This window comes from Bacteroides sp. BFG-606, assembly GCF_024788145.1.
GTDB classification, from domain to species: Bacteria; Bacteroidota; Bacteroidia; order Bacteroidales; family Bacteroidaceae; genus Bacteroides; species Bacteroides vicugnae.
The window spans coordinates 4,079,226-4,099,145 of the sequence record NZ_JANUIL010000001.1 but is presented as its reverse complement, the minus strand read 5'-3'; the positions used below and the strand labels follow the sequence as shown (position 1 = coordinate 4,099,145).

Here is a 19,920-nt window from a genome sequence, read left to right as displayed (position 1 = left end):
CCGTCCTTTGCAGTGTGTTAATATTGACACGACTTAAATTCATATCAACAAATCAAATGGAAAATATCGTAATAACCACATACAGAGGATTATCACTCGTATCAGGAAATATCAGCATCCGGCAACTGTTCGAATTTATCCGGGGAGATGTCTATCGGGACAGAATCCGGAGACTTCGGGAAGCAATGGAGGCAGGAGACACGGCGAAAGCAGACCGCATGAAGAAGCAACTGCCCTACCACACCATCACAGCCACTTACGTAAAGGAAAGACTGGCTTACAGCCTGGACAAGTATCAGGACATCATCACGGTAGACTGTGACGATATGCCGGCAGAAAAGCTCCCGGAATTCCGCCAACTGGCGAACGATTGCCCCGACACATTAGGAAGCTTCATCAGTCCCCGCATGCACGGGTTGAAAATCTTCGTCTACCTCACCGGCAAAGAGGCGGAAGCCTTACGTGCCGAACTGAACGCGCTGGGAACCGTCGACTTCCCCACCCTCGAACGATATCACCACCGAATGTACGCCTTGGCAAGCAGCAAATACGAAACACTGCTCAATACCAAAGTAGATACAAGCGGAAGCGATCCGGGACGCGGATTCTTCGTGTCGCATGATCCGGACGCTTTCTTCGCTCCCGAACGACTGGAAAACGTAAAGCCGCTGACCGTAAAAGTGACACTGCCCACCGAGGAAGAGTGCAAAAACAAGAAACGCAAAAATCCGGCAAAACGTTCTCCGCTCCTTCCCGTGCAGGAGAACGCGTCGCCCATCGACCTGCAAGTGCAACTCGACTTCCGGAAAGCGCTGGAATACACCCAACGCAAAGAACGTCTGAAGACAGGCAACCGGGACAATTTCTTCTATTGTCTGGGCAACCAGTGTTACCGTCGGCATATCACGGAAGAGGAAGCCGTCAGTCTGGCACACAGCCATTTCGGCGAACTCCCCGATTTCGACCTCGAACTCCCCCTGCACAATGCTTACCAATATACCTCAAAGACTGACTGTGCGGAAGAAGAAGAGAAAACACCGAGAATCTGCCAGGTAATCAAATTTATGGATGAACACTACGAAATCAGGAGAAACGTAGTGAAAGAGCAAATCGAGTTCCGGAAACTAATACCCGGTGTTCCCCCCACAGAGCTGCCGCCTTTCAGCACACTTCGCGTAAAGGATGTCAACACATTCTATATCAACGCGCAGATGAAGAAGATATACGTCTCACAAGCTAATTTGAAAGCGCTGGTAGACTCGGACTATGCCAAGCCGTTCAACCCATTTGTCCATTATTTCACCTCACTCGAGGCATGGGACGGGAAAACAGACCACATCGGTCAACTGACAAAAACAGTAAAAGCGGCAGATCAGGCTTTTTTTGAAGACAGTTTCCGCCGCTGGCTGGTGGGAATGGTGGCATGCGCCATCAATGACGAAGTGCAAAACCACCAGTTGATGTTACTCCACGGCGCACAGGGAAAAGGCAAGAGTACCTTTATCCGCCGTCTCCTCCCGCCGGAGCTTAAAGATTATTATCGCAACGGCATGATTTATCCCGAAAACAAAGACCATCTCCTGCAAATGTCGTCCTGCCTGATCATCAACCTGGATGAGTTTGACACGCTCTCTCCCGTACGGATGCAGGAGTTGAAAAGTCTCATCACGCAAGATGTGATGAACGAACGGAAGGTTTACGACATCCAGAATTATACGTTCACCCGCCGCGCCTCGTTCATCGCCAGCACCAACAACCCGCACTGCCTGCCGGACATTGGTGAAAACAGGCGTATCCTGTTCAATACGCTTCTGAAAATAGACTATCACACGCCTGTCAACCATCAGGGGATATATGCACAAGCATACGCACTCTACCGGCAGGGATTCCAATATTGGTATGAGAACCAAGAGATTACGTTTCTCAACAACCGCAACGAGGCGTTCCGCCAAAAAGATCCGATGGAAGAGAATCTTTTCTTCTATTTCCGGGCTGCCAGGCCGAACGATATACAGGCGAAATGGTATCCTGCCTCCTACCTGCTGTCGGTATTAAGCGTGAACGGGCGCACACAGGCCAACGCACAGATGAAACAAATGCTGGTCACGGTACTGGAAAACAACCATTTCCACTCACGGAAGACCTCCAACAATGTCACAGAATATTGGGTGGTGGAGTATACACCCCAGGAACGTACAGAAAATTCAATACGACCGCAAGTTCCGGTTCAAAAAGGATTAGAGTTATAATCAATCTGCCAAGCAGCAGTTTTTCCATAAAATAACGGATAAACGGATAAATTAATGGCATTAACGATGTCACATTCATCCGTTTTCCGTATATTTGCTACGATATGAATTAAAGAAAGGAATCGCAATATGATGAAACAAATACCATACGGATTGACGGATTTCGGAGCCATCATCAAAGATAATTTCTATTATGTAGATAAAACCATGTTTATTGAAAAAATAGAGAAGCAACCCCGTTATCTGTTTCTGATCCGTCCCCGACGCTTTGGAAAAAGCCTCACGCTGGCAATGCTGGAAGCTTATTATGACGTTCGTTACGCTGACCAGTTCGACGAATTGTTCGGCCAGCTGTATATCGGGCAACATCCTACGCCGATACATAACCAGTTTCTCATCATGAGATTCAATTTCTCGGAGGTGAGTTCGAATATCAATGAGGTGGAGGAATCTTTCCGGCTGCATTGTTGCGGGAAGCTTTCCGATTTTGTTTACAGGTACGAACATCTGCTGGGAAAAGATATCTGGAAAGTGCTGGATGAAAAAACAAAAGAAGAGCCCGGCGCTTTTTTGTCAGCTATTAATACCTACGCTACCCGCAAGGGAGACATCAAAATTTATCTCCTGATTGATGAATACGATAATTTCACGAATACCATTCTCTCGACTTACGGCACGGACTTATATCGGAAAGCGACGCATGGCGAGGGATATATCCGGAGATTCTTCAATGTAATCAAAGCCGCCACGACGGGAATGGGTTCTGCCCTCAATCGTCTGTTTATCACGGGAGTAAGTCCGGTAACAATGGACGACGTGACAAGCGGATTCAACATCGGCACGAATATCACCACCGATCCCTGGTTTAACGACCTTGTAGGTTTCAGCGAGAAGGAACTGCGCGAGATGCTGGCGTATTATAAGGAGCAAGGCGCTCTTTCCATGTCAATAGATGATGCGGTGGCAATGATGAAACCCAACTATGACAATTATTGCTTCAGTGAGAATAAATTAACGGATTGCATGTTCAACTCGGACATGGTGCTCTATTGCATGAAGTCATTGATATTGCACGGAATCAAGCCAAAAGAGATTGTCGATCCCAATATCCGTACCGACTTTAACAAGCTTGCCTACCTCGTCCGTCTTGACCACGGACTAGGAGATAACTTCTCCGTCATCAAGGAGGTTGCGGAAAAGGGAGAAATAATAACCGAAATTGTCACTCATTTCTCCGCACTGGAAATGACGGACGTGAGCAACTTTAAATCTTTGCTGTTCTATTTCGGACTGCTTTCTATTAAAGGGGTCGATATGATGGGGCGTCCCATCCTGCACGTTCCCAATCTGGTGGTTCGCGAACAGCTATTCAATTTCCTGATTCAAGGATATGCCCGTCATGATATCTTCAAGCTCGACGTGAACCGGTTGCTTACGCTGTTTGAGAATATGTCTTTCAAGGGAGAATGGGAACCGTTGTTCGAATTTGTAGCAGAGGCCATTCGGGAGCAGAGCCGCATTCGGGAATATATAGAAGGGGAAGCTCATATCAAAGGATTCCTCCTAGCCTATCTAAGTATGTTCCGCTATTATCAACTGTATCCGGAATATGAAATGAACAAGGGTTTTGCCGATTTCTTCTTTAAACCCAGTCCGGTGGTACCCGTATCTCCACCCTACACTTATCTGCTGGAAGTGAAGTATGCGAAAGCCGATGCACCGGAAAAGGAAATAAGGACGCTTGCCGATAATGCGCGGGAACAGCTGATTCGCTATAGCAAGGACGAATGCGTGGCGGAAGCTCGTGAGAAAGGGAAACTGAAACTGATTACGATCGTGTGGCGCAGCTGGGAATTGGTGCTGATGGAAGAGGTGTTATAGGGTTATTTGTCGCATGAAATGTGCGGGTGAGTCTTATTAATAAATATAATTGGATATAGAAAAACATACCTAGTAGTATTTTTCGATTCCCCCAAATCCTTTTATCATTTTATTTTCCTTCGTTTTGTGGATGAAGTTGTTCAATCGCTTTTCAAATTCTTCCGGCCGTTTCCTTGCGGCTTCAATGTACGCAATTCGGATGCGCCTATACGCATCGGAAAATTGGAGGTAATTCTCCCATACTGTTTTATCCTCTTTCAGTTTTCCGATGATATCATTCGGAAAAACGAAAGGAGCTGACAATACTTTTCGTATATTATCTTCCCAATCAGGGTGAATCATTTGATGTTCCAGCAACCATTTCAGTCTCTCTTTGTTGGCTTGCGAATAGGAACTTTTAGGGTTTCTGGGCGTGAAATGCTGGATTTTATGTTCTTTGTCGAGCGCCTTTATAGTGCTGTCGATCCATCCGAAACAAAGGGCTTCTTCGACGGCGTCGTTGTATGTAACACTTTTTTCGCCCGAAGATTTGGAGGGGAATACAAACCAAACGTCACTGGCGGTTTCAAAGTTGTCCGCCAGCCATTTTCGCCAATCTCCTCTGTTTTCAAAATATTTTATTTCCATAGTGCTAAAAAGAACAGCAACCCATTGTTGAGAATAGGTTGCTGTAAAAATAGGTTATTCATCAGACTTCATGTATGGGAGTCAGGGGCCTTTATTCGTCCGGTCACTTATTTGTCTCCGTACATCTTCGCCCGCAATTCCTTAATATGGTCGGAAGTGATATATTCGTCATATTCCATCATCTTGTCGATGATACCGTTCGGTGTCAGTTCGATGATGCGGTTGGCAACGGTCTGGATAAATTCGTGGTCATGAGACGAGAAGAGGATATTTCCCCTGTACGTCTTCAGGTTGTTGTTGAATGCCTGAATAGATTCCAAGTCCAGATGGTTGGTCGGAGTGTCCAGAATGAGGCAGTTGGCATTGCGCAGCTGCATACGGGCAATCATACAACGCATCTTTTCACCTCCGGAGAGTACGCTTACTTTCTTCAGCACCTCTTCGCCGGAGAAAAGCATACGGCCGAGGAAGCCTTTCATATATACCTCGTTGCCTTCTCCAAACTGGCTCAACCAGTCTACCAGATTCAGGTCGGAATTGAAGAAGTCGGTGTTATCCAGCGGCAGGTAAGCAGTGGTGATGGTTACCCCCCAGTTGAAGGTCCCTGCATCCGGTTTCATGTTTCCGTTGATAATTTCGAAGAAAGCAGTCATCGCGCGCGGATTGCGTGACAGGAATACCACCTTGTCACCTTTCTCTACATTGAAGTTCACATCGTTGAAGAGCACTACACCTTCTTCCGTCTTCTTGCTCAATCCGGACACTTCCAGAATCTGGTTGCCCGGCTCGCGTTCGGGAGTGAAGATGATGCCCGGATACTTACGTGAAGAAGGTTTGATTTCTTCTACATTCAGTTTCTCCAACATCTTCTTACGGCTCGTTGTCTGCTTGCTCTTCGCTACGTTCGCGCTGAAACGGCGGATAAATTCTTCGAGCTCTTTCTTCTTCTCTTCAGCCTTCGCCTTCTGGTTCTGTTGCTGACGGAGAGCCAACTGGCTGGATTCGTACCAGAAACTATAGTTACCGGCAAACATATTGATTTTTCCGTAGTCGATGTCTACGGTGTGCGTACATACAGAGTCGAGGAAGTGACGGTCGTGGCTTACCACCAATACGGTATGCTCGAAGTTGGCAAGATATTCTTCCAACCAAGTCACTGTTTCCATATCCAAGTCATTGGTAGGCTCATCGAGCAAGAGGTTGTCCGGATTTCCGTACAATGCCTGCGCCAGCATGACACGCACTTTTTCCTTACCACTCAATTCACCCATCAATACGTAATGCTTATCTTCTTTCACGCCCAGTCCGCTCAACAGCATAGCTGCGTCGCTTTCCGCATTCCATCCGTCCAACTCGGCAAATTTTTCTTCCAATTCGGACACTTTCAGTCCGTCTTCGTCTGTGAAATCTTCTTTTGCATACAATTCTTCGCGTTGCTTCATGATGTCCCACAACACGGTATGACCCATCATGACGGTATCCATGACGGTATATGAGTCCCACTTGAAGTGGTCCTGGCTCAACACCGAAAGACGTTCGCCCGGTCCGAGCGCAATCGTACCTGTTGTCGGGTCCAGATCTCCGTAAATCGTACGAAGAAACGTAGATTTTCCCGCACCGTTCGCACCGATAATACCATAACAATTACCACTCGTAAACTTCAGGTTTACGTCATTAAACAACACTCTTTTACCAAACTGAACCGATACGTTCGAAACTGTAATCATCTTATTATTTACTATTTTACTAGTTACTATTTACTATTTGAGCGTGCAAAGGTAGACATTTAAAATGAATTATGAGCTATCTGATATGTGCCAATCTGACATAAAAGTGTTACCTTTGCTGCGTTTTTTGGCAAAACGGCCAACTTGGCAAAGTTTTTGCAGACAAAATCTGTGACATCCGGTCAGTCCGGTATGTTTATAAGCGGTATCTTGCATAGATAACGTGTGTTTCTAAATAGTAAATAGTAAATAATAAAATAGTAAATACCAAGATGGATCCGAAAGAAAAAAAAGTGAAGGAAGAGGAACTGAATGTGGAGGAAACTCAAAATCCTGCGGAAGACCAACCGCAAAACGAACAAACGGAGGAGTCTGCTCCGCTGACTCATGAAGAGGAGTTGGAAAAGGAACTGGAAAAAGCTCAAGAAGAGATTGAAGAGCAAAAGGATAAATATCTGCGCCTGTCTGCCGAGTTCGACAATTATCGTAAACGCACTTTAAAGGAGAAGGCCGAACTGATCCTGAACGGTGGCGAGAAGAGCCTTGGCAGTATTCTTCCGGTAGTGGACGACTTTGAACGTGCCATCAAGACGATGGAAACGGCAACGGATGTCAATGCCGTAAAGGAAGGGGTGGAATTGATTTACAATAAATTTATAGCTGTCTTGGCTCAAAATGGCGTGAAAGTCATCGAGACGAAAGACCAACCGTTGGATACTGATTACCATGAAGCCATCGCGGTAATCCCCGCACCGTCGGAAGCACAGAAAGGTAAGATTCTGGATTGTGTGCAAACGGGATATACACTGAACGACAAAGTGCTCCGCCACGCCAAAGTGGTAGTAGGGGAATAAGGATTGATTACGGATTATGAATGATGAAAAACGAGGGACTTCCCGCAATAATTCATCATCCATAACCCGTAATTCGTAATTCATCATTCATAATTTTAAAAGAAGCATGGCAGAAAAAAGAGATTATTACGAAGTATTGGAGGTGACGAAGACAGCCACAGTAGAGGAAATTAAGAAAGCGTACCGTAAGAAAGCAATCCAGTATCACCCTGACAAGAATCCGGGGGATAAGGAGGCTGAAGAGAAATTTAAGGAGGCGGCCGAGGCTTACGATGTGTTGAGTAACCCGGAAAAGCGTTCGCGTTACGATCAGTTCGGTCATGCGGGAGTGAGCGGTGCGGCAGGTAATGGCGGTCCGTTCGGTGGTTTCGGTGGCGAGGGGATGTCGATGGATGACATTTTCTCTATGTTTGGCGACATCTTCGGTGGCCGCGGCGGCGGTTTCGGGGGAGGCTTCGGAGGTTTCAGCGGATTTGGTGGCGGTGGCGGTTCACAGCAACGCCGGTATCGCGGCAGTGACCTTCGTGTGAAAGTGAAGCTGACGTTGAAGGAAATCTCTACCGGAGTAGAAAAGAAGTTTAAACTCAAAAAATATGTGCCGTGTGACCAGTGTCATGGCACGGGGGCCGAAGGTGATGGCGGTTCGGAAACTTGTCCTACTTGTAAGGGTAGCGGCTCGGTGATCCGTAACCAGCAGACCATTCTGGGCACTATGCAGACTCGCGTCACTTGCTCCACTTGTGGCGGTGAGGGTAAGATTATCAAGAACAAATGTAAGAAGTGTGGTGGCGACGGAATCATTTACGGTGAAGAAGTGGTGTCGGTGAAAATCCCTGCCGGAGTGGCAGAGGGTATGCAGCTCTCTATGGGTGGCAAAGGAAATGCCGGCAAACACAACGGTGTGGCAGGCGACTTGCTGATTCTCGTAGAGGAAGAACCGCATCAGGACTTGATTCGCGACGAGAATGATTTGATTTATAATCTGTTGCTTAGTTTCCCGACTGCTGCCCTGGGTGGAGCCGTGGAAATTCCGACTATCGACGGCAAAGTGAAAGTGAAGATTGATTCGGGTACTCAACCGGGTAAAGTACTTCGTTTGCGCGGCAAGGGATTGCCGAATGTGAACGGGTACGGAACGGGGGATTTGCTCGTCAATATCAGTATCTATGTGCCGGAAGCGCTCAATAAAGAGGAAAAGAGCACGCTCGAAAAGATGGAGGCTTCGGACAATTTCAAACCTAACACGTCGGTGAAGGAGAAGATTTTCAAGAAGTTCAAGAGTTTCTTCGACTAATTTTTTGCTATGAGTATGGGTACATAATTAGTTTATATAGTAATTTAGGCACGGATTACACGGATTTCACGGTTTTTAGTGTTGTCATTACTGAAAAACAACCGCGTTAATCCGTGAAATCCGTGCCTAAAAAAGATAGAAATTTATTAGTGACAAGTACTTAACATATAAAAGTGAGCTGCAATCTTTATTTGTAGCTCACTTCTGTTTTTGGGCTTATCCTTCCTTTTTCACTCTGTTCGGTTAAATAAGTCGATAAAGAATTGTCTTTTTAAAAAAAGGGCATATATTTGTGTAGCAAATAAATAGATACTAAATATAGACTTCAAGTATGGCAGAACCTTTTAAGAATATGTATAACGAGCAATTTTTCGATCTATTTACGAAAGATTTGAAACTTGTTATCGATGATTTTGATGCTCACGGGTTTGTTTCTCAAGTTATGGATGATGAATGGGAAGGCAGGGAACTTAAACAGCGCTGCATACATATCACTACCATTCTGAAAAAGTTTTTGCCGGCAGACTACAAAGAGGCAATCGCTAAGATTCTTGAGTTGTTGGATCATGTAAAAAGTACGCGGCCTGATTTTTCGGTGATAGACGATACGAAGTTTGGATTGATGCTGGAGTATGGGGCGATTCTGGATAATTATGTCGAGCAATATGGGTTGGATGATTATGAAACGTCTGTCAAGGCGATAGAGAAAATCACGCAGTTCACAAGTTGCGAGTTTGTGACTCATCCTTTTATTATAAAATATCCGGATGAAATGATGAAGCAGATGTTGGTTTGGTCGAAACACGAGCATTGGGGAGTAAGGCGGCTTGCGTCAGAAGGTTGCCGTCCGCGTTTGCCTTGGGCGATGGCTTTGCCGAATCTGAAAAAAGATCCGACACCTATTATTCCTATTTTGGAGAATCTTAAAAATGATCCGGCAAGATTTGTACGGTTGAGTGTTGCCAATAATTTGAATGATATTGCAAAAGATAATCCGGAAATAGTCATTGATTTGGCAAAGAAATGGAAAGGTGAGTCGAAAGAGGTAGACTGGATTATAAAACACGGTTGCCGGACGCTCTTAAAGCAAGGGATTCCGGAGGTGATGGAGTTGTTTGGCTTTGATTCTATCAGAAATAATATTAGTGTGGAGGATTTTCAGATTTCAAGTCCTAAGGTTAAAGTCGGGGATTCGTTGGAGTTTGGTTTTAACTTGTTGAATCATAGCAATAAGACAATCAAAATACGGCTTGAATATGGTATTTATTACCAAAAAGCAAATGGAACGCTGACGAAGAAAGTTCATAAAATCAGTGAAAAAGAATATACCGGGAATTCTACCACACGAATAACGCGAAAGCACTCTTTCCGCGTGGTTACAACGAGAAAATTCCATCTCGGGCTTCATCAGATTGCTATAATAATCAATGGGAGTGAATTTGAAAAATATGATTTCGATTTGATTGAGTAATTCGATTGCTGCAACAAATAATATAAATCCTCGATTCTCCGGATGAAAATCGAGGATTTTTTATTTGGGGTCGTCTTTATCTCACACTGGCTGGAAGTTGAATATATAGCACTCTATGTATTACAATAAATTGATTGCCGATAACTCCTTTGATAAAGCCTGAATACCTTTTTGTATTTTTTCAAGTTGTTGCCTGCGAGGCTTATGCACTCCGGCAGCATAATGCCATAATTGCCGTTCATTAATACCCGTAATCCGACTCAATGCAGCCTTAGTGAAGATGTTGCTATAATAGTTTATAAATGTAGCAGCATCAATCTTGAATTTTAATTCAAACTCTCCGGACAATACTTCACAGGGATTGGAATTATCTTCCAAATACAATTCAATCGCCTCTCGCATGTTGTCCTCAATCTCTCTCATGTCATTGCCAACAGTGATAACCGGAGCATCTTCAATATAAGCACTCAAGTTCTTTCCTGCGTGTTCCACAATTACTTCTACTGTTTTCATATCTCCTCCTATATTAAATTACAGAAAACAAGGGGGCTACTTTAGCCCCGCTTGTTTCAAAATGCTGTAATAAGTGCCTTTCTCAACGCCTTTGCTATTATGATTCGGTACAATAACTACCCTACCGTTCTTCTCAAACTTCATGTGGCTACCTTTCTGACCTTTTAGAACAAAACCGTTTTCCAGCAACATAGTTACAACGTCTTTAACTGATTTGTAACTCATAACGCTTTGGACTTAATTACTGCACAAATATAGTAATTATATGAACACTACCAAAAGAAGTATTCATATTTTCACTATGATTTCTTCCTAATACCCCGGATTCTGTTTCAACCTCTCATTCATCACCCGTATTTTCTCCGGTATAGGAAATACAGTTGTATATCCACTTGCTTCATCCGGCAGTTGCGGACGGCTGCTGTAAGCTCTTGTAAACTTCCCGAAGCGGACTAAGTCCTGTCGTCTCCATCCTTCCCAAGCCAGTTCCAGCTGACGTTCGGCAAGGATATTCTCTAAAGTGGCAGTGCGGGGAGAAGCGTTGACACGGCTACGAATTTCATTGAGTTCTTCATCTCCGTTTGCTCCGTTCCGGACTTTCGCTTCACTTTTCATCAATAAAGCGTCTGCATAGCGGAACAATACAATGTCATTCTCCATCAACTTACCGTCTTTTGTGGCAGTCGGGTCGACTTCATACTTTTTCATGCGGGCTCCTGCGGTTTGTTCGTATGGGGTATCTGTTATATCCAGAGATACTTTCCAGGGCAGATATTCCAGTACCGTTCCATTATCCAGTTTGATTATGTTTCCTTTCAGGTCGTGGACAATTCCTGCAAAATAGCAAATATCAAAACGGGGATCTTGTTCCGCGGTTTCATAACCGAAAGTTTCGAGGGCTTCAATGGTGGCGCTAGGACCGTTCTCACCGCTTAGTCCGTAAGCCTTGGCATGATTATAGTGGCGGGAACGGAAGAGATATTGCATCTGGTTGGTATACAGAGTTTTGTTCATCGGGATAGTGAAGACATTCTCTACAGACGGTTCGTTGAATATGGAGAAATTCGTTTCGTATTCCGGTTCCAGTTTGTAGCCCATAGTCTTGAGTTGGTCACAGTAGTAGATGACTGTTTCCCAAGCATTGAGTTCGCTGCCGTTCACAATGAACTTTATATTTTTTCCATCCGGACGTTGTCCGTCCGTCCAATCATTGTCTGTATAAACTTCGGAGTTCAAAGCCAGTTTGGCCAGTAAGAAACTTACCACGGGGCGAGTGATACGGCCATAGTAAGGGCCGGACTGGTTGCTATGTGCATCGCTCAACAAAGGAGCCGCCTCTTGCAATTCCTTGACAACAAAGTCAAAGACCGTTTTCCGTTCACTTTGCACTACATCTTTCATGGCTACGGAAGAGGATTGAACTAGCGGGATGCGTCCGAACAAATCCATCAGGTAATAATAATACATAGCCCGCATGGCACGTACTTCAGCGCGGTATGCCGGTAGTTCCGTAGCGGAATGAGTTTCGGCGAATTTGTCTATCCGCTCCAGTGATTTGTTACTTAACATGACGACTTTATAGAGATATTCCCATGTAGCCTGAATGGCATCATTCTCTATTCCCCAATCGTGCAGGTAAAGTCCTTGCCAAAAACCACCGTCATACCAGTCACCTCCACGGGTGGGGATAATGGCTTCGTCGGAAGTAAAGGTGTTCAGGTCGTAGACTCCCCTACCCGTTCCCTGCAATCCCTGACTATCACTATAACCGCCTACGTATGTATAAAGCGAAGCTACTGCATTGAGATATACTTCCGAGATCGTATTGTAAACGTCATCTTCGGGTAACTTATCTTTCGGATTTTCCTCCAAGAACTTATCACATGAGAATAAGCCCAGACACGCTATAAGAAGGAATACCAACACTTCCGAAGGACGTAAGATCTTCTTTGAAAACAGTTCCGCTATCCTTGAAAGCTGTTCTTCTTTCTGCAAAAAACGACTTTTATTTTTCATATATTGTTTCATCATCTCCTCCTCCATTAAAAGTTAATACTCAATCCCAGTGTGTACGTCCGCGCCAACGGATATCCCCGTTTATCATCCACGCCTAAAGTGGAGTTCACCGTGGAACTGTTAATCATGGGTGAAAGTCCCGAATAACCGGAAATGGTTGCCAGGTTGTTGACTGTAAATGCCAGACGCAGGGAACGGACATATTTCTTCAGTTTCTGCACTTTCTCAATCGGCACGTTCCAACCCAGCGTCACATAGTCGAAGTTGACATAATCTCCTTTTTCCAACCAATAGTCGGTGGCGGTTTGATCCTTGATGTTCTGTTTCGGGGCTTTCTTCATTACGTTATAGTCGGGAAATATATTCATGTTCATATAGGTCAGGGAAGTTCCGTTGTAGATTTTATGTCCGAAAGCTCCGTTAATCTGCAAAGACAGGTCGAAACGCTTGTAGCGGAAACTGATGTTGGAGCCAAGAATCGTTTTAGGTACGGCTTGTCCTGCCACGTAGCGGTCTTCACCATCTTCAAGGCTGACACCTCCGCCATTCAGGTCGGCGATGCCATAGGTGTATCCACCGTTTCCGTCGGATTCCAGTCCCGTACTGTGGGGAAGATAGAACACGCCCAACGGTTGACCCACCATCTGATATACGATGTGGTTGTATCCTCCGTGAAAGCCGGCTCCGTCGAGGCCGGCAAGACTTTTATATTCGGGGGCAGAAAGCATTTCACCATTGTGCATACCGCTTAAAGAGAGCAGTTTGTTGCGCTGGAAAGTGATATTGGCATTGATATTCAGTTCCATATCCTTCGTCTTCAAAGGGGTGATGCCGATGGCGATTTCCGTACCCCAGTTACGCATGGAACCGATGTTGGCAAGTAAGGTGTTATAGGTGAAAGGCGGTACGCTTACGTTGTAAAGGTAAAGCATGTCTGTGGTTCGGGAGTTGTAATAGTTGGCGGAAAGCAGCAGGCGGTTGCCGAAAAGAGCTACGTCGATACCGGTATTAAAGGTATGTTTCACTTCCCATTTCAGGTCGGGATTTGTGTTCCGTAAGTCTCCTAAAGATACGACGGCGGAGTTTCCGACGGGGACTACACCGTTCGGCTTTACAAGGTTCAATGTAGTGTATGAGTCAATCCCGCTCTGATTGCCTGCCAGACCGTAGCCGATACGGAATTTCAGATTGTCTACCATCGGCAAGTGCTTCATAAATTCTTCCTCACTAATCACCCATGCGGCAGATGCGGAGGGGAAGAATCCCCATTTATGGTTCGCTCCGAATTTGGAGGAAGCATCTGTACGGGCGTTCAGCGTCAATACGTAGCGGTCGGCATATGTATAGTTGAAACGTCCCATGAAGGATGCCAGACGGGGTTGGTCGTAGTATGAATTAGTGCCTTCCCACAAGCGGAGTGCGCCTGCCTGAAGATTATTATACCCGAATTTGTCGGTGCTGAAATTGCTTACTGTCGTATAATATCCCGTGTAGGTTTCTTTTTGAAGTTCGGCAAGTGCCAGCACGTCAAAGAAATGTTTTTTCCAGTTTTTCTTATAGGTCAGCATCATGTTGCCCAACAAGGATTCTCGCTTTTTGGTTCCTTTGTAAGCCTGACCGTTCGCCCAGACGGAGGTGGGGAGGTATTGCGAATTTTCCACGATATTATAGGTATAGGCGCCGAAGAGGTTTAGTTTCAGTCCTTCCAGCAGATTGAAAGTCAGACGGGCGTGCGTGCTGATGTGCGAAGTGGCATCATCGTCCTGCACTTCCATCCATGCCAATGGATTGGTGATTTGGCTGGCGGTTGTTATTCCGTCCCAGGAATTGGTGACGGGGTCTTTATGGTTGGGATAGGTGGGGTTGAATGTGGCTGCCGAATAGAACGTTTTCTGATAATCCACCAGATTATGATTCTTCTGAATGGAACCGAACATTCCCAGCTCGCAGTTCAGGAAGCCGTCGAACATCTGCTGATTCATGTTCATATTCGAAGTGAAGTTCTTCATGTCTTCATTCAGAATCACTCCCTGACGGTCCATGAAACCGAGGGAAACACGATAGCTGGATTCACTGGAACCGCCATAAAAGGCGACGTGATGGTTTTGTTGTAGTCCTGTCTGTTCAATCTCTTTCTGAAAATCGGTGTTGTTTCCTTTATCCAGAATGGAAATGCCACGCTCCGAAGCCACACGGCGGAATTCATCGCCGGACAGCATTTTCAGATTCTTGTAGACGGTGGAAACTCCGAAGCTACCGTTGTAGGCTACCTGTGTCCTGCCGCTCATTCCTTTTTTGGTGGTGACCTCAATCACACCGGAAGCTCCTCGTGAACCGTATTGTGCGGTTTCGGAAGCGTCTTTCAGAATGGTGAAGCTCTCAATATCCGTAGGGTAAATGGAGGTAAGCATACTCAAGTCGCCAAATACTCCGTCGACGATTATCAAAGGGTCATTGCCACTGGTCAGTGAGGTGGTTCCCCGCAGGCGTACCGCATCCAAGGCTGCCGGACCGTTTGATCCGCGTTGGATGGTCAAACCCGGCACACGTCCGCGGATTGCTTCCAAAGGGTTCGTTATCTGGTCTTTATTCATCTGTGTCTCCGTAATCTTCTCTACGGAACCGGAGAGGTTTTTCAAACTTCCGGTGGCATATCCTACAGTTATCAATGAGTCTATGGGCGTGACGGGAATCTTCTGCGCCAAGGTGCTCTCGCACGGGATTACCAGAAGAAGAAGAAGGCTGTAGAAAATGAGTCTAGCGTGTTGTACCATATTCTTAGTTTTTAAGGTAATAATACAAATATAACAATAAAAGAGGGAATCTGGTTGAGTAGATTCCCTCTTTTATTCATAAATGATATTGACAATGTCTATTTCACGATTATCTCATCCGTAAATATCCAGCCTCCGAGTTCGCTTCCGGCCTGTGCCTGGTAACGTACGTATCTTCCTTTGGCTTCTCCCTGCCATGAAATATCCGTAAAACGGATGGGTGTTTCTTTACTTACTTCAAAGTGTTGTTTTTGCAGCTCCGTGAAGTTTATTCCATCATCGGAAATGGAAATAATCACTGTCTCCGGCAGGAATACTTCCGCGCCGACCACTTGCATAAAAGCGGCGGTAACGGAATGGATAGGGGTTTCTTTTTTCCATATCAATCGTCACATCGAGACGATTGTCCGAGATAAATCCTTGCCATGAACCGTCACCATAAGTCCAGTCACCACGTATGCCGTCTGTCAGGGCTGTGTTGCCTTGTGCGGGATAATGGGGGCTGTAGGGGGAGTTATAGATCACTTTTTTACCGAGTGCCAAATGGCTGACTGGCTGAAGAGATTCGGGACGGCTGCCGATTTCTTTGCTCAAATCGAAAGGATGGTATCCTTTTTTCTGTAAATCGGCCACTGCTGACAGTGCACGGGTATGGAAATCGGACCATGACTTACGTTCCGGAGCCGACCAGGCTACTTCCGCCAATGCCAGCATACGGGGGTAAATCATATATTCCACGTGTTCGGGAGTGGGGATATATTCCACCCATAGGTTGCCCTGCACACCGTAGACTAACTTTGCCTGCTCCGCAGTTAAGGAAGCGGGAACAGGATCATAGGTATATACTTTCTTCAATGGCAGGTAGCCGCCGATAGCTTCCGGCTGGGAGTATGGGGCGTCCTGATAGCTGTCCAGATAACAGTATGCACCCGGCGTCATGATGGCATGATGGCCGGAGGTGACGGCAGCGATACCACCCTCTTCTCCACGCCATGACATGACGGTTGCATTGGGCGCAATGCCTCCTTGCAGAATCTCGTCCCATCCCAAGAGACGGCGTCCGTGATTGTTGAGGAATTTTTCGATGCGGTGTATCAGATAGCTTTGCAGCTCGTCTACATTGGCCAGATGCTCGTCTTTCATTCTCTTCTGACATTTCGGACAGGTCTTCCAAGCCGATTTGCCGGCCTCATCACCTCCTACATGAATGTATTCGGAAGGGAAAAGTTCCATAACTTCCGTCAGTACATTCTCCAGAAAGGTGAAAGTTTCTTCATTGCCGACACAGAAATCGGAGTTCTTGTAAGGTTCTCCCGAACAGGATAGCTGCGGGTAGGCAGCCAGCACCTCTTCCGAATGGGAAGGCATTTCAATCTCCGGAATCACGGTGATGTAGTGCTGACGGGCGTATGCCAGTATTTCACGAATATCGTCCTGGGTGTAATAGCCTCCGGAAGCTCCGGGTTCATCGTAACGGAGGTATTTACGTCCGCCGTTCCACCATTTCTTCCAGGTGGGGTCTGTACGCCAAGCTGCAAAATCGGTCAGTAAAGGATATTTCTTAATTTCAAGCCGCCAGCCTGCCGCATCGGTCAGGTGCAGGTGCAAACGGTTGATTTTGTAATATGCCAATGCGTCTATCTGCTTCTTTATAAACTCTTTGGTAGAGAAATGGCGGGATACGTCCAGCATCAGTCCGCGGTAAGCAAAACGCGGGGTGTCTTCTATCTCGACAGAGGCTACGGAATAGCTGCCTGTGCCCGCCGGTTGCATCAGCTGTAACAGGGTTTGCATTCCATAGAATAATCCGGCTCCCGAAGTTGCCCGGATCTCGATTCGTTGAGGGGTGACGGAGAGTGTATAGCTTTCCGGTGATGGCAATTGGGGGGTCTTGGGGGTTATCAATAAGAAAAGCATCTGTTTCCTGTCTTTCATTCTCGCTTCTTTCAATTGAACAGGCAATGCTTTCAGGTAATTCTCCCAGAGTTCCGCTTCTCCACCTTGCAGGTTTGTATAAAGTTTAGTCTTTTCTGATAGTAAAAAAGAGCCCGTCCCCTGCTCCATTTTTAATGGGACAGGTATGACGGACTGTGCCAGAATGGGATGTGCATGGAAGCACATCCCCAATATCCATAAGAAAAGACAAACTTTAGGGTATTCTTTTCTTATATTCATTAATCAATTTTGATTTCGTCTACAAATAAAAATGCGTTTTTACCTTTTCCTCCATGCCATGCCGGAAGTGATTTCTCCGGTGAAGCAATGACTCTCACGTATTGGGTGGTCACAGGATCAAAGGTTAGTTTATGCTCAACGATTCCGTCTTTGTCTGTCTCTTTCATCTCCGGGTATTCTTCGGAAGCAATCTTTTTGAAGTTCTTGCCATCATCTGAAGTTTCTACGGACAGGTTTCTGGCATCAAATACCCAGTCTCCTTTTGCTACATTGGTAGAGATTGTCACGCTTGAGATTTCAGTAGGTTGCTGGAGGTCGATAGTCATATCCATGTCATTTCCGTTGAAAGCGATCCAACGGCCTGACCTGTAGCTGCTATTTCCTTTCAGACCGTCTACCAAAGTGGAAGCTCCTTTGAACAGGTATTGTTCATTGATAGGCTGATTGGCTACAATCGGCTTCATGCTGGATTTGCTGAAATCAATCTTCTCCGTCACAGTCTTGCTTTCGCCGTTGGGACGGATGGCTTTAGCGGACAGGGTGACATTTTCCTTAATTTTCAATACTCCTTCGTAAACGGGGGAAGTGGCAGTAGGTTCTGTGCCGTCTAACGTATAGTAAATAGGAGCACCGTCGATGGTAGACAGGGTAACGTCCATTGTTCCTTCTGCCGGATTCGGGTCAAACTCGGCTTGTACGTCAAATACGTGTTTAGCGTAATTGTATCCTTCTGCATCGTACCACTTAATCAGTTGTGGAAGACGGGACAGGAAGTCGGCATAGTTTTTCTTTTCGGGGCTGGACCACTGAATTTCACACAAAGCAGCCCAACGAGGCAATACCATGTATTGTGCATGTGGGAAAGTAGCGATGTATTCTGTCCAGAGGTTGGCTTGCACTCCCTTGATGTATTTCTGTTCTTCGGGAGTAAGAGAAGCCGGCATCGGCTCGTAGCTATACACTCTTTCCATGGGCAGATAACCACCGATACCGAACGGTTCGTTTTCTACGTCTTTAGCTTGGTAGTAGTCGAAATACAGGTAGGTGTTCGGTGTCATGATGACATCATGTTGCTGCTTCGCAGCTTCGATACCACCTTTCTCACCACGCCATGACATCACGGTAGCATTCGGAGCAAGTCCGCCTTCGAGGATTTCATCCCAACCGATGATTTGACGTCCATGGTCGTTCAGGAATTTCTCAATATGGTTGATGACAAAGCTCTGCAAACGTTCTTCTTTGCTGTGGTTCTGATCTGACTTCAGTCCCAATGCTTTGATACGTGCCTGGCATTTCGGACATTTTTCCCATCTTACTTTCGGGCATTCGTCGCCACCTACATGAATATATGGTGATGGGAAGATTTCAATCAATTCACCATAGACATCTTCCAGGAATTTCAAGACCTGGTCGTTTCCGGCGCAAAGCACATCTTCGGATACGCCCCATTGTCTCCATACTTCGTACGGACCACCGGTACAACCCAATTCAGGGTAAGCGGCAAGGGCAGCTTGCATGTGTCCCGGAAGGTCGATTTCGGGAACAACGGTGATGTAGCGTTCGGCTGCATAATCTACGATTTCTTTGGCTTGTTCCTGGGTGTAGAATCCACCGTAAGGTTTGCCGTCGTATTCGCCGGAGTTACGTCCGATGACTGTTTCTGTTCTGTTAGCACCGATTTCAGTCAGTTTCGGGTATTTTTTGATTTCCAGACGCCAGCCTTGATCGTCGGTGATATGCCAGTGGAGGCGGTTCATGTTATGCAAAGCCTGCATGTCGATGTAGGTCTTTATTTCGTCCACAGTAAAGAAATGACGGCTGGTATCGAAATGCGCGCCACGATAGCCAAAGCGGGGAGCGTCATTGATTTCTACGGCTGGCATGGCAATATCCGCACCGACAGCCACAGGCAATGATTTGCGCAGGGACTGGATGCCATAGAATACACCGGCTTCCGTAGGACCGGTAATCGTGATTCCGTCACCGGTAACTTTCATCTGGTAGGATTCCGGATTTTCGTTCTCCGTGCCTAATGCCAGTATGATTGCGTTTTTACCTTCTGTTCCGGCTTCAATGGCGAAATCTTTTCCGGTAGCCGTTTTCAGGTAGTCTGCCAGAAATTGTGCGTTGCGTTGCATCTTCTCGTTTCCTTCCGGATAGAGAATCTTCACACTGCTCTTCAGGATGAAGGGACTTCCTTGAGCGGTTACAATCTCTTGTGGCATGGGGATGATCTGGTAGTTGGCTTCCTGTTGCGCCGATTGGCAAGAGGCAAAAAGTCCTGCTAGTGCCAGACATCCGGTTAATTTAAAGAGTTGTTTCATAAACTAAAAAATTAG

At 46.0% G+C, this 19,920-nt stretch carries 12 protein-coding genes and 1 pseudogene; 5 read left to right on the top strand and 8 right to left on the bottom strand.

Annotated elements, in window-relative coordinates; all coding sequences use genetic code 11:
• The first annotated feature begins 56 nt into the window (after positions 1 to 56).
• Both NXV01_RS15290 and NXV01_RS15285 read left to right on the top strand, forming a co-directional pair.
• Positions 57 to 2,249, top strand: coding sequence for a VapE domain-containing protein (locus NXV01_RS15290; RefSeq protein ID WP_259022818.1), 2,193 nt, complete (start codon positions 57 to 59; stop codon positions 2,247 to 2,249).
• A gap of 129 nt (positions 2,250 to 2,378) precedes the next feature.
• Complete coding sequence (locus NXV01_RS15285) at positions 2,379 to 4,130, top strand: ATP-binding protein (protein WP_259022815.1); 1,752 nt, start codon at positions 2,379 to 2,381, stop codon at positions 4,128 to 4,130.
• Between the two features lie 69 nt (positions 4,131 to 4,199).
• On the opposite strand, the gene NXV01_RS15280 is transcribed toward NXV01_RS15285, so the two are convergent.
• On the bottom strand, positions 4,200 to 4,757 hold the full coding sequence (locus NXV01_RS15280) for a YdeI family protein (protein ID WP_234132270.1): 558 nt from the start codon (positions 4,755 to 4,757) through the stop codon (positions 4,200 to 4,202).
• A 107-nt stretch (positions 4,758 to 4,864) separates the two neighbouring features.
• Positions 4,865 to 6,484 (bottom strand): ABC-F family ATP-binding cassette domain-containing protein, encoded by a 1,620-nt coding sequence (locus NXV01_RS15275; RefSeq protein ID WP_195359096.1) that lies wholly within the window; start codon positions 6,482 to 6,484, stop codon positions 4,865 to 4,867.
• A gap of 272 nt (positions 6,485 to 6,756) precedes the next feature.
• Between NXV01_RS15275 and NXV01_RS15270 the strand changes: the two genes are divergently transcribed.
• From NXV01_RS15270 to NXV01_RS15260, 3 genes are all read left to right on the top strand, one after another.
• Positions 6,757 to 7,338: a nucleotide exchange factor GrpE gene (locus NXV01_RS15270; protein WP_148367944.1), complete on the top strand. Its 582-nt coding sequence runs from the start codon at positions 6,757 to 6,759 to the stop codon at positions 7,336 to 7,338.
• Positions 7,339 to 7,444: 106 nt separating this feature from the next.
• On the top strand, positions 7,445 to 8,632 hold the full coding sequence (gene dnaJ, locus NXV01_RS15265; protein ID WP_195650546.1) for a molecular chaperone DnaJ: 1,188 nt from the start codon (positions 7,445 to 7,447) through the stop codon (positions 8,630 to 8,632).
• A 331-nt stretch (positions 8,633 to 8,963) separates the two neighbouring features.
• Positions 8,964 to 10,103, top strand: coding sequence for a DNA alkylation repair protein (locus NXV01_RS15260; RefSeq protein WP_008999257.1), 1,140 nt, complete (start codon positions 8,964 to 8,966; stop codon positions 10,101 to 10,103).
• A 120-nt stretch (positions 10,104 to 10,223) separates the two neighbouring features.
• Here NXV01_RS15260 and NXV01_RS15255 read toward each other — a convergent pair whose 3' ends face one another.
• From NXV01_RS15255 to NXV01_RS15230, 6 genes and pseudogenes are all read right to left on the bottom strand, one after another.
• Positions 10,224 to 10,616 (bottom strand): type II toxin-antitoxin system HicB family antitoxin, encoded by a 393-nt coding sequence (locus NXV01_RS15255; RefSeq protein WP_004297896.1) that lies wholly within the window; start codon positions 10,614 to 10,616, stop codon positions 10,224 to 10,226.
• 36 nt (positions 10,617 to 10,652) lie between these two features.
• The gene (locus NXV01_RS15250; RefSeq protein WP_007753884.1) at positions 10,653 to 10,841 is read right to left on the bottom strand and encodes a type II toxin-antitoxin system HicA family toxin; all 189 of its coding nucleotides are present in this window, start codon (positions 10,839 to 10,841) and stop codon (positions 10,653 to 10,655) included.
• Positions 10,842 to 10,928: 87 nt separating this feature from the next.
• Positions 10,929 to 12,647 carry a RagB/SusD family nutrient uptake outer membrane protein gene (locus NXV01_RS15245; RefSeq protein WP_309569306.1) on the bottom strand — a complete coding sequence of 573 codons (1,719 nt, stop codon included), beginning with the start codon at positions 12,645 to 12,647 and terminating at the stop codon, positions 10,929 to 10,931.
• A gap of 11 nt (positions 12,648 to 12,658) precedes the next feature.
• On the bottom strand, positions 12,659 to 15,406 hold the full coding sequence (locus NXV01_RS15240) for a SusC/RagA family TonB-linked outer membrane protein (RefSeq protein WP_259022812.1): 2,748 nt from the start codon (positions 15,404 to 15,406) through the stop codon (positions 12,659 to 12,661).
• Between the two features lie 98 nt (positions 15,407 to 15,504).
• A pseudogene (locus NXV01_RS15235) lies at positions 15,505 to 17,581 on the bottom strand (family 20 glycosylhydrolase).
• Positions 17,581 to 19,905, bottom strand: a complete 2,325-nt coding sequence (locus tag NXV01_RS15230) for a glycoside hydrolase family 20 protein (RefSeq protein ID WP_259022811.1) — start codon at positions 19,903 to 19,905, stop codon at positions 17,581 to 17,583. Before NXV01_RS15230 ends, NXV01_RS15235 begins: the two are co-directional and overlap by 1 nt.
• Between the last annotated feature and the right edge of the window lie 15 nt (positions 19,906 to 19,920).

Bases quoted from the DNA above. Each gene is read 5' to 3' on its own strand.
- NXV01_RS15290 (WP_259022818.1), top strand. From the start codon at position 57: ATGGAAAATATCGTAATAACCACATACAGAGGATTATCACTCGTATCA.
- NXV01_RS15285 (WP_259022815.1), top strand. From the start codon at position 2,379: ATGATGAAACAAATACCATACGGATTGACGGATTTCGGAGCCATCATC.
- NXV01_RS15280 (WP_234132270.1), bottom strand. From the start codon at position 4,757: ATGGAAATAAAATATTTTGAAAACAGAGGAGATTGGCGAAAATGGCTG.
- NXV01_RS15275 (WP_195359096.1), bottom strand. From the start codon at position 6,484: ATGATTACAGTTTCGAACGTATCGGTTCAGTTTGGTAAAAGAGTGTTG.
- NXV01_RS15270 (WP_148367944.1), top strand. From the start codon at position 6,757: ATGGATCCGAAAGAAAAAAAAGTGAAGGAAGAGGAACTGAATGTGGAG.
- dnaJ (WP_195650546.1), top strand. From the start codon at position 7,445: ATGGCAGAAAAAAGAGATTATTACGAAGTATTGGAGGTGACGAAGACA.
- NXV01_RS15260 (WP_008999257.1), top strand. From the start codon at position 8,964: ATGGCAGAACCTTTTAAGAATATGTATAACGAGCAATTTTTCGATCTA.
- NXV01_RS15255 (WP_004297896.1), bottom strand. From the start codon at position 10,616: ATGAAAACAGTAGAAGTAATTGTGGAACACGCAGGAAAGAACTTGAGT.
- NXV01_RS15250 (WP_007753884.1), bottom strand. From the start codon at position 10,841: ATGAGTTACAAATCAGTTAAAGACGTTGTAACTATGTTGCTGGAAAAC.
- NXV01_RS15245 (WP_309569306.1), bottom strand. From the start codon at position 12,647: ATGATGAAACAATATATGAAAAATAAAAGTCGTTTTTTGCAGAAAGAA.
- NXV01_RS15240 (WP_259022812.1), bottom strand. From the start codon at position 15,406: ATGGTACAACACGCTAGACTCATTTTCTACAGCCTTCTTCTTCTTCTG.
- NXV01_RS15230 (WP_259022811.1), bottom strand. From the start codon at position 19,905: ATGAAACAACTCTTTAAATTAACCGGATGTCTGGCACTAGCAGGACTT.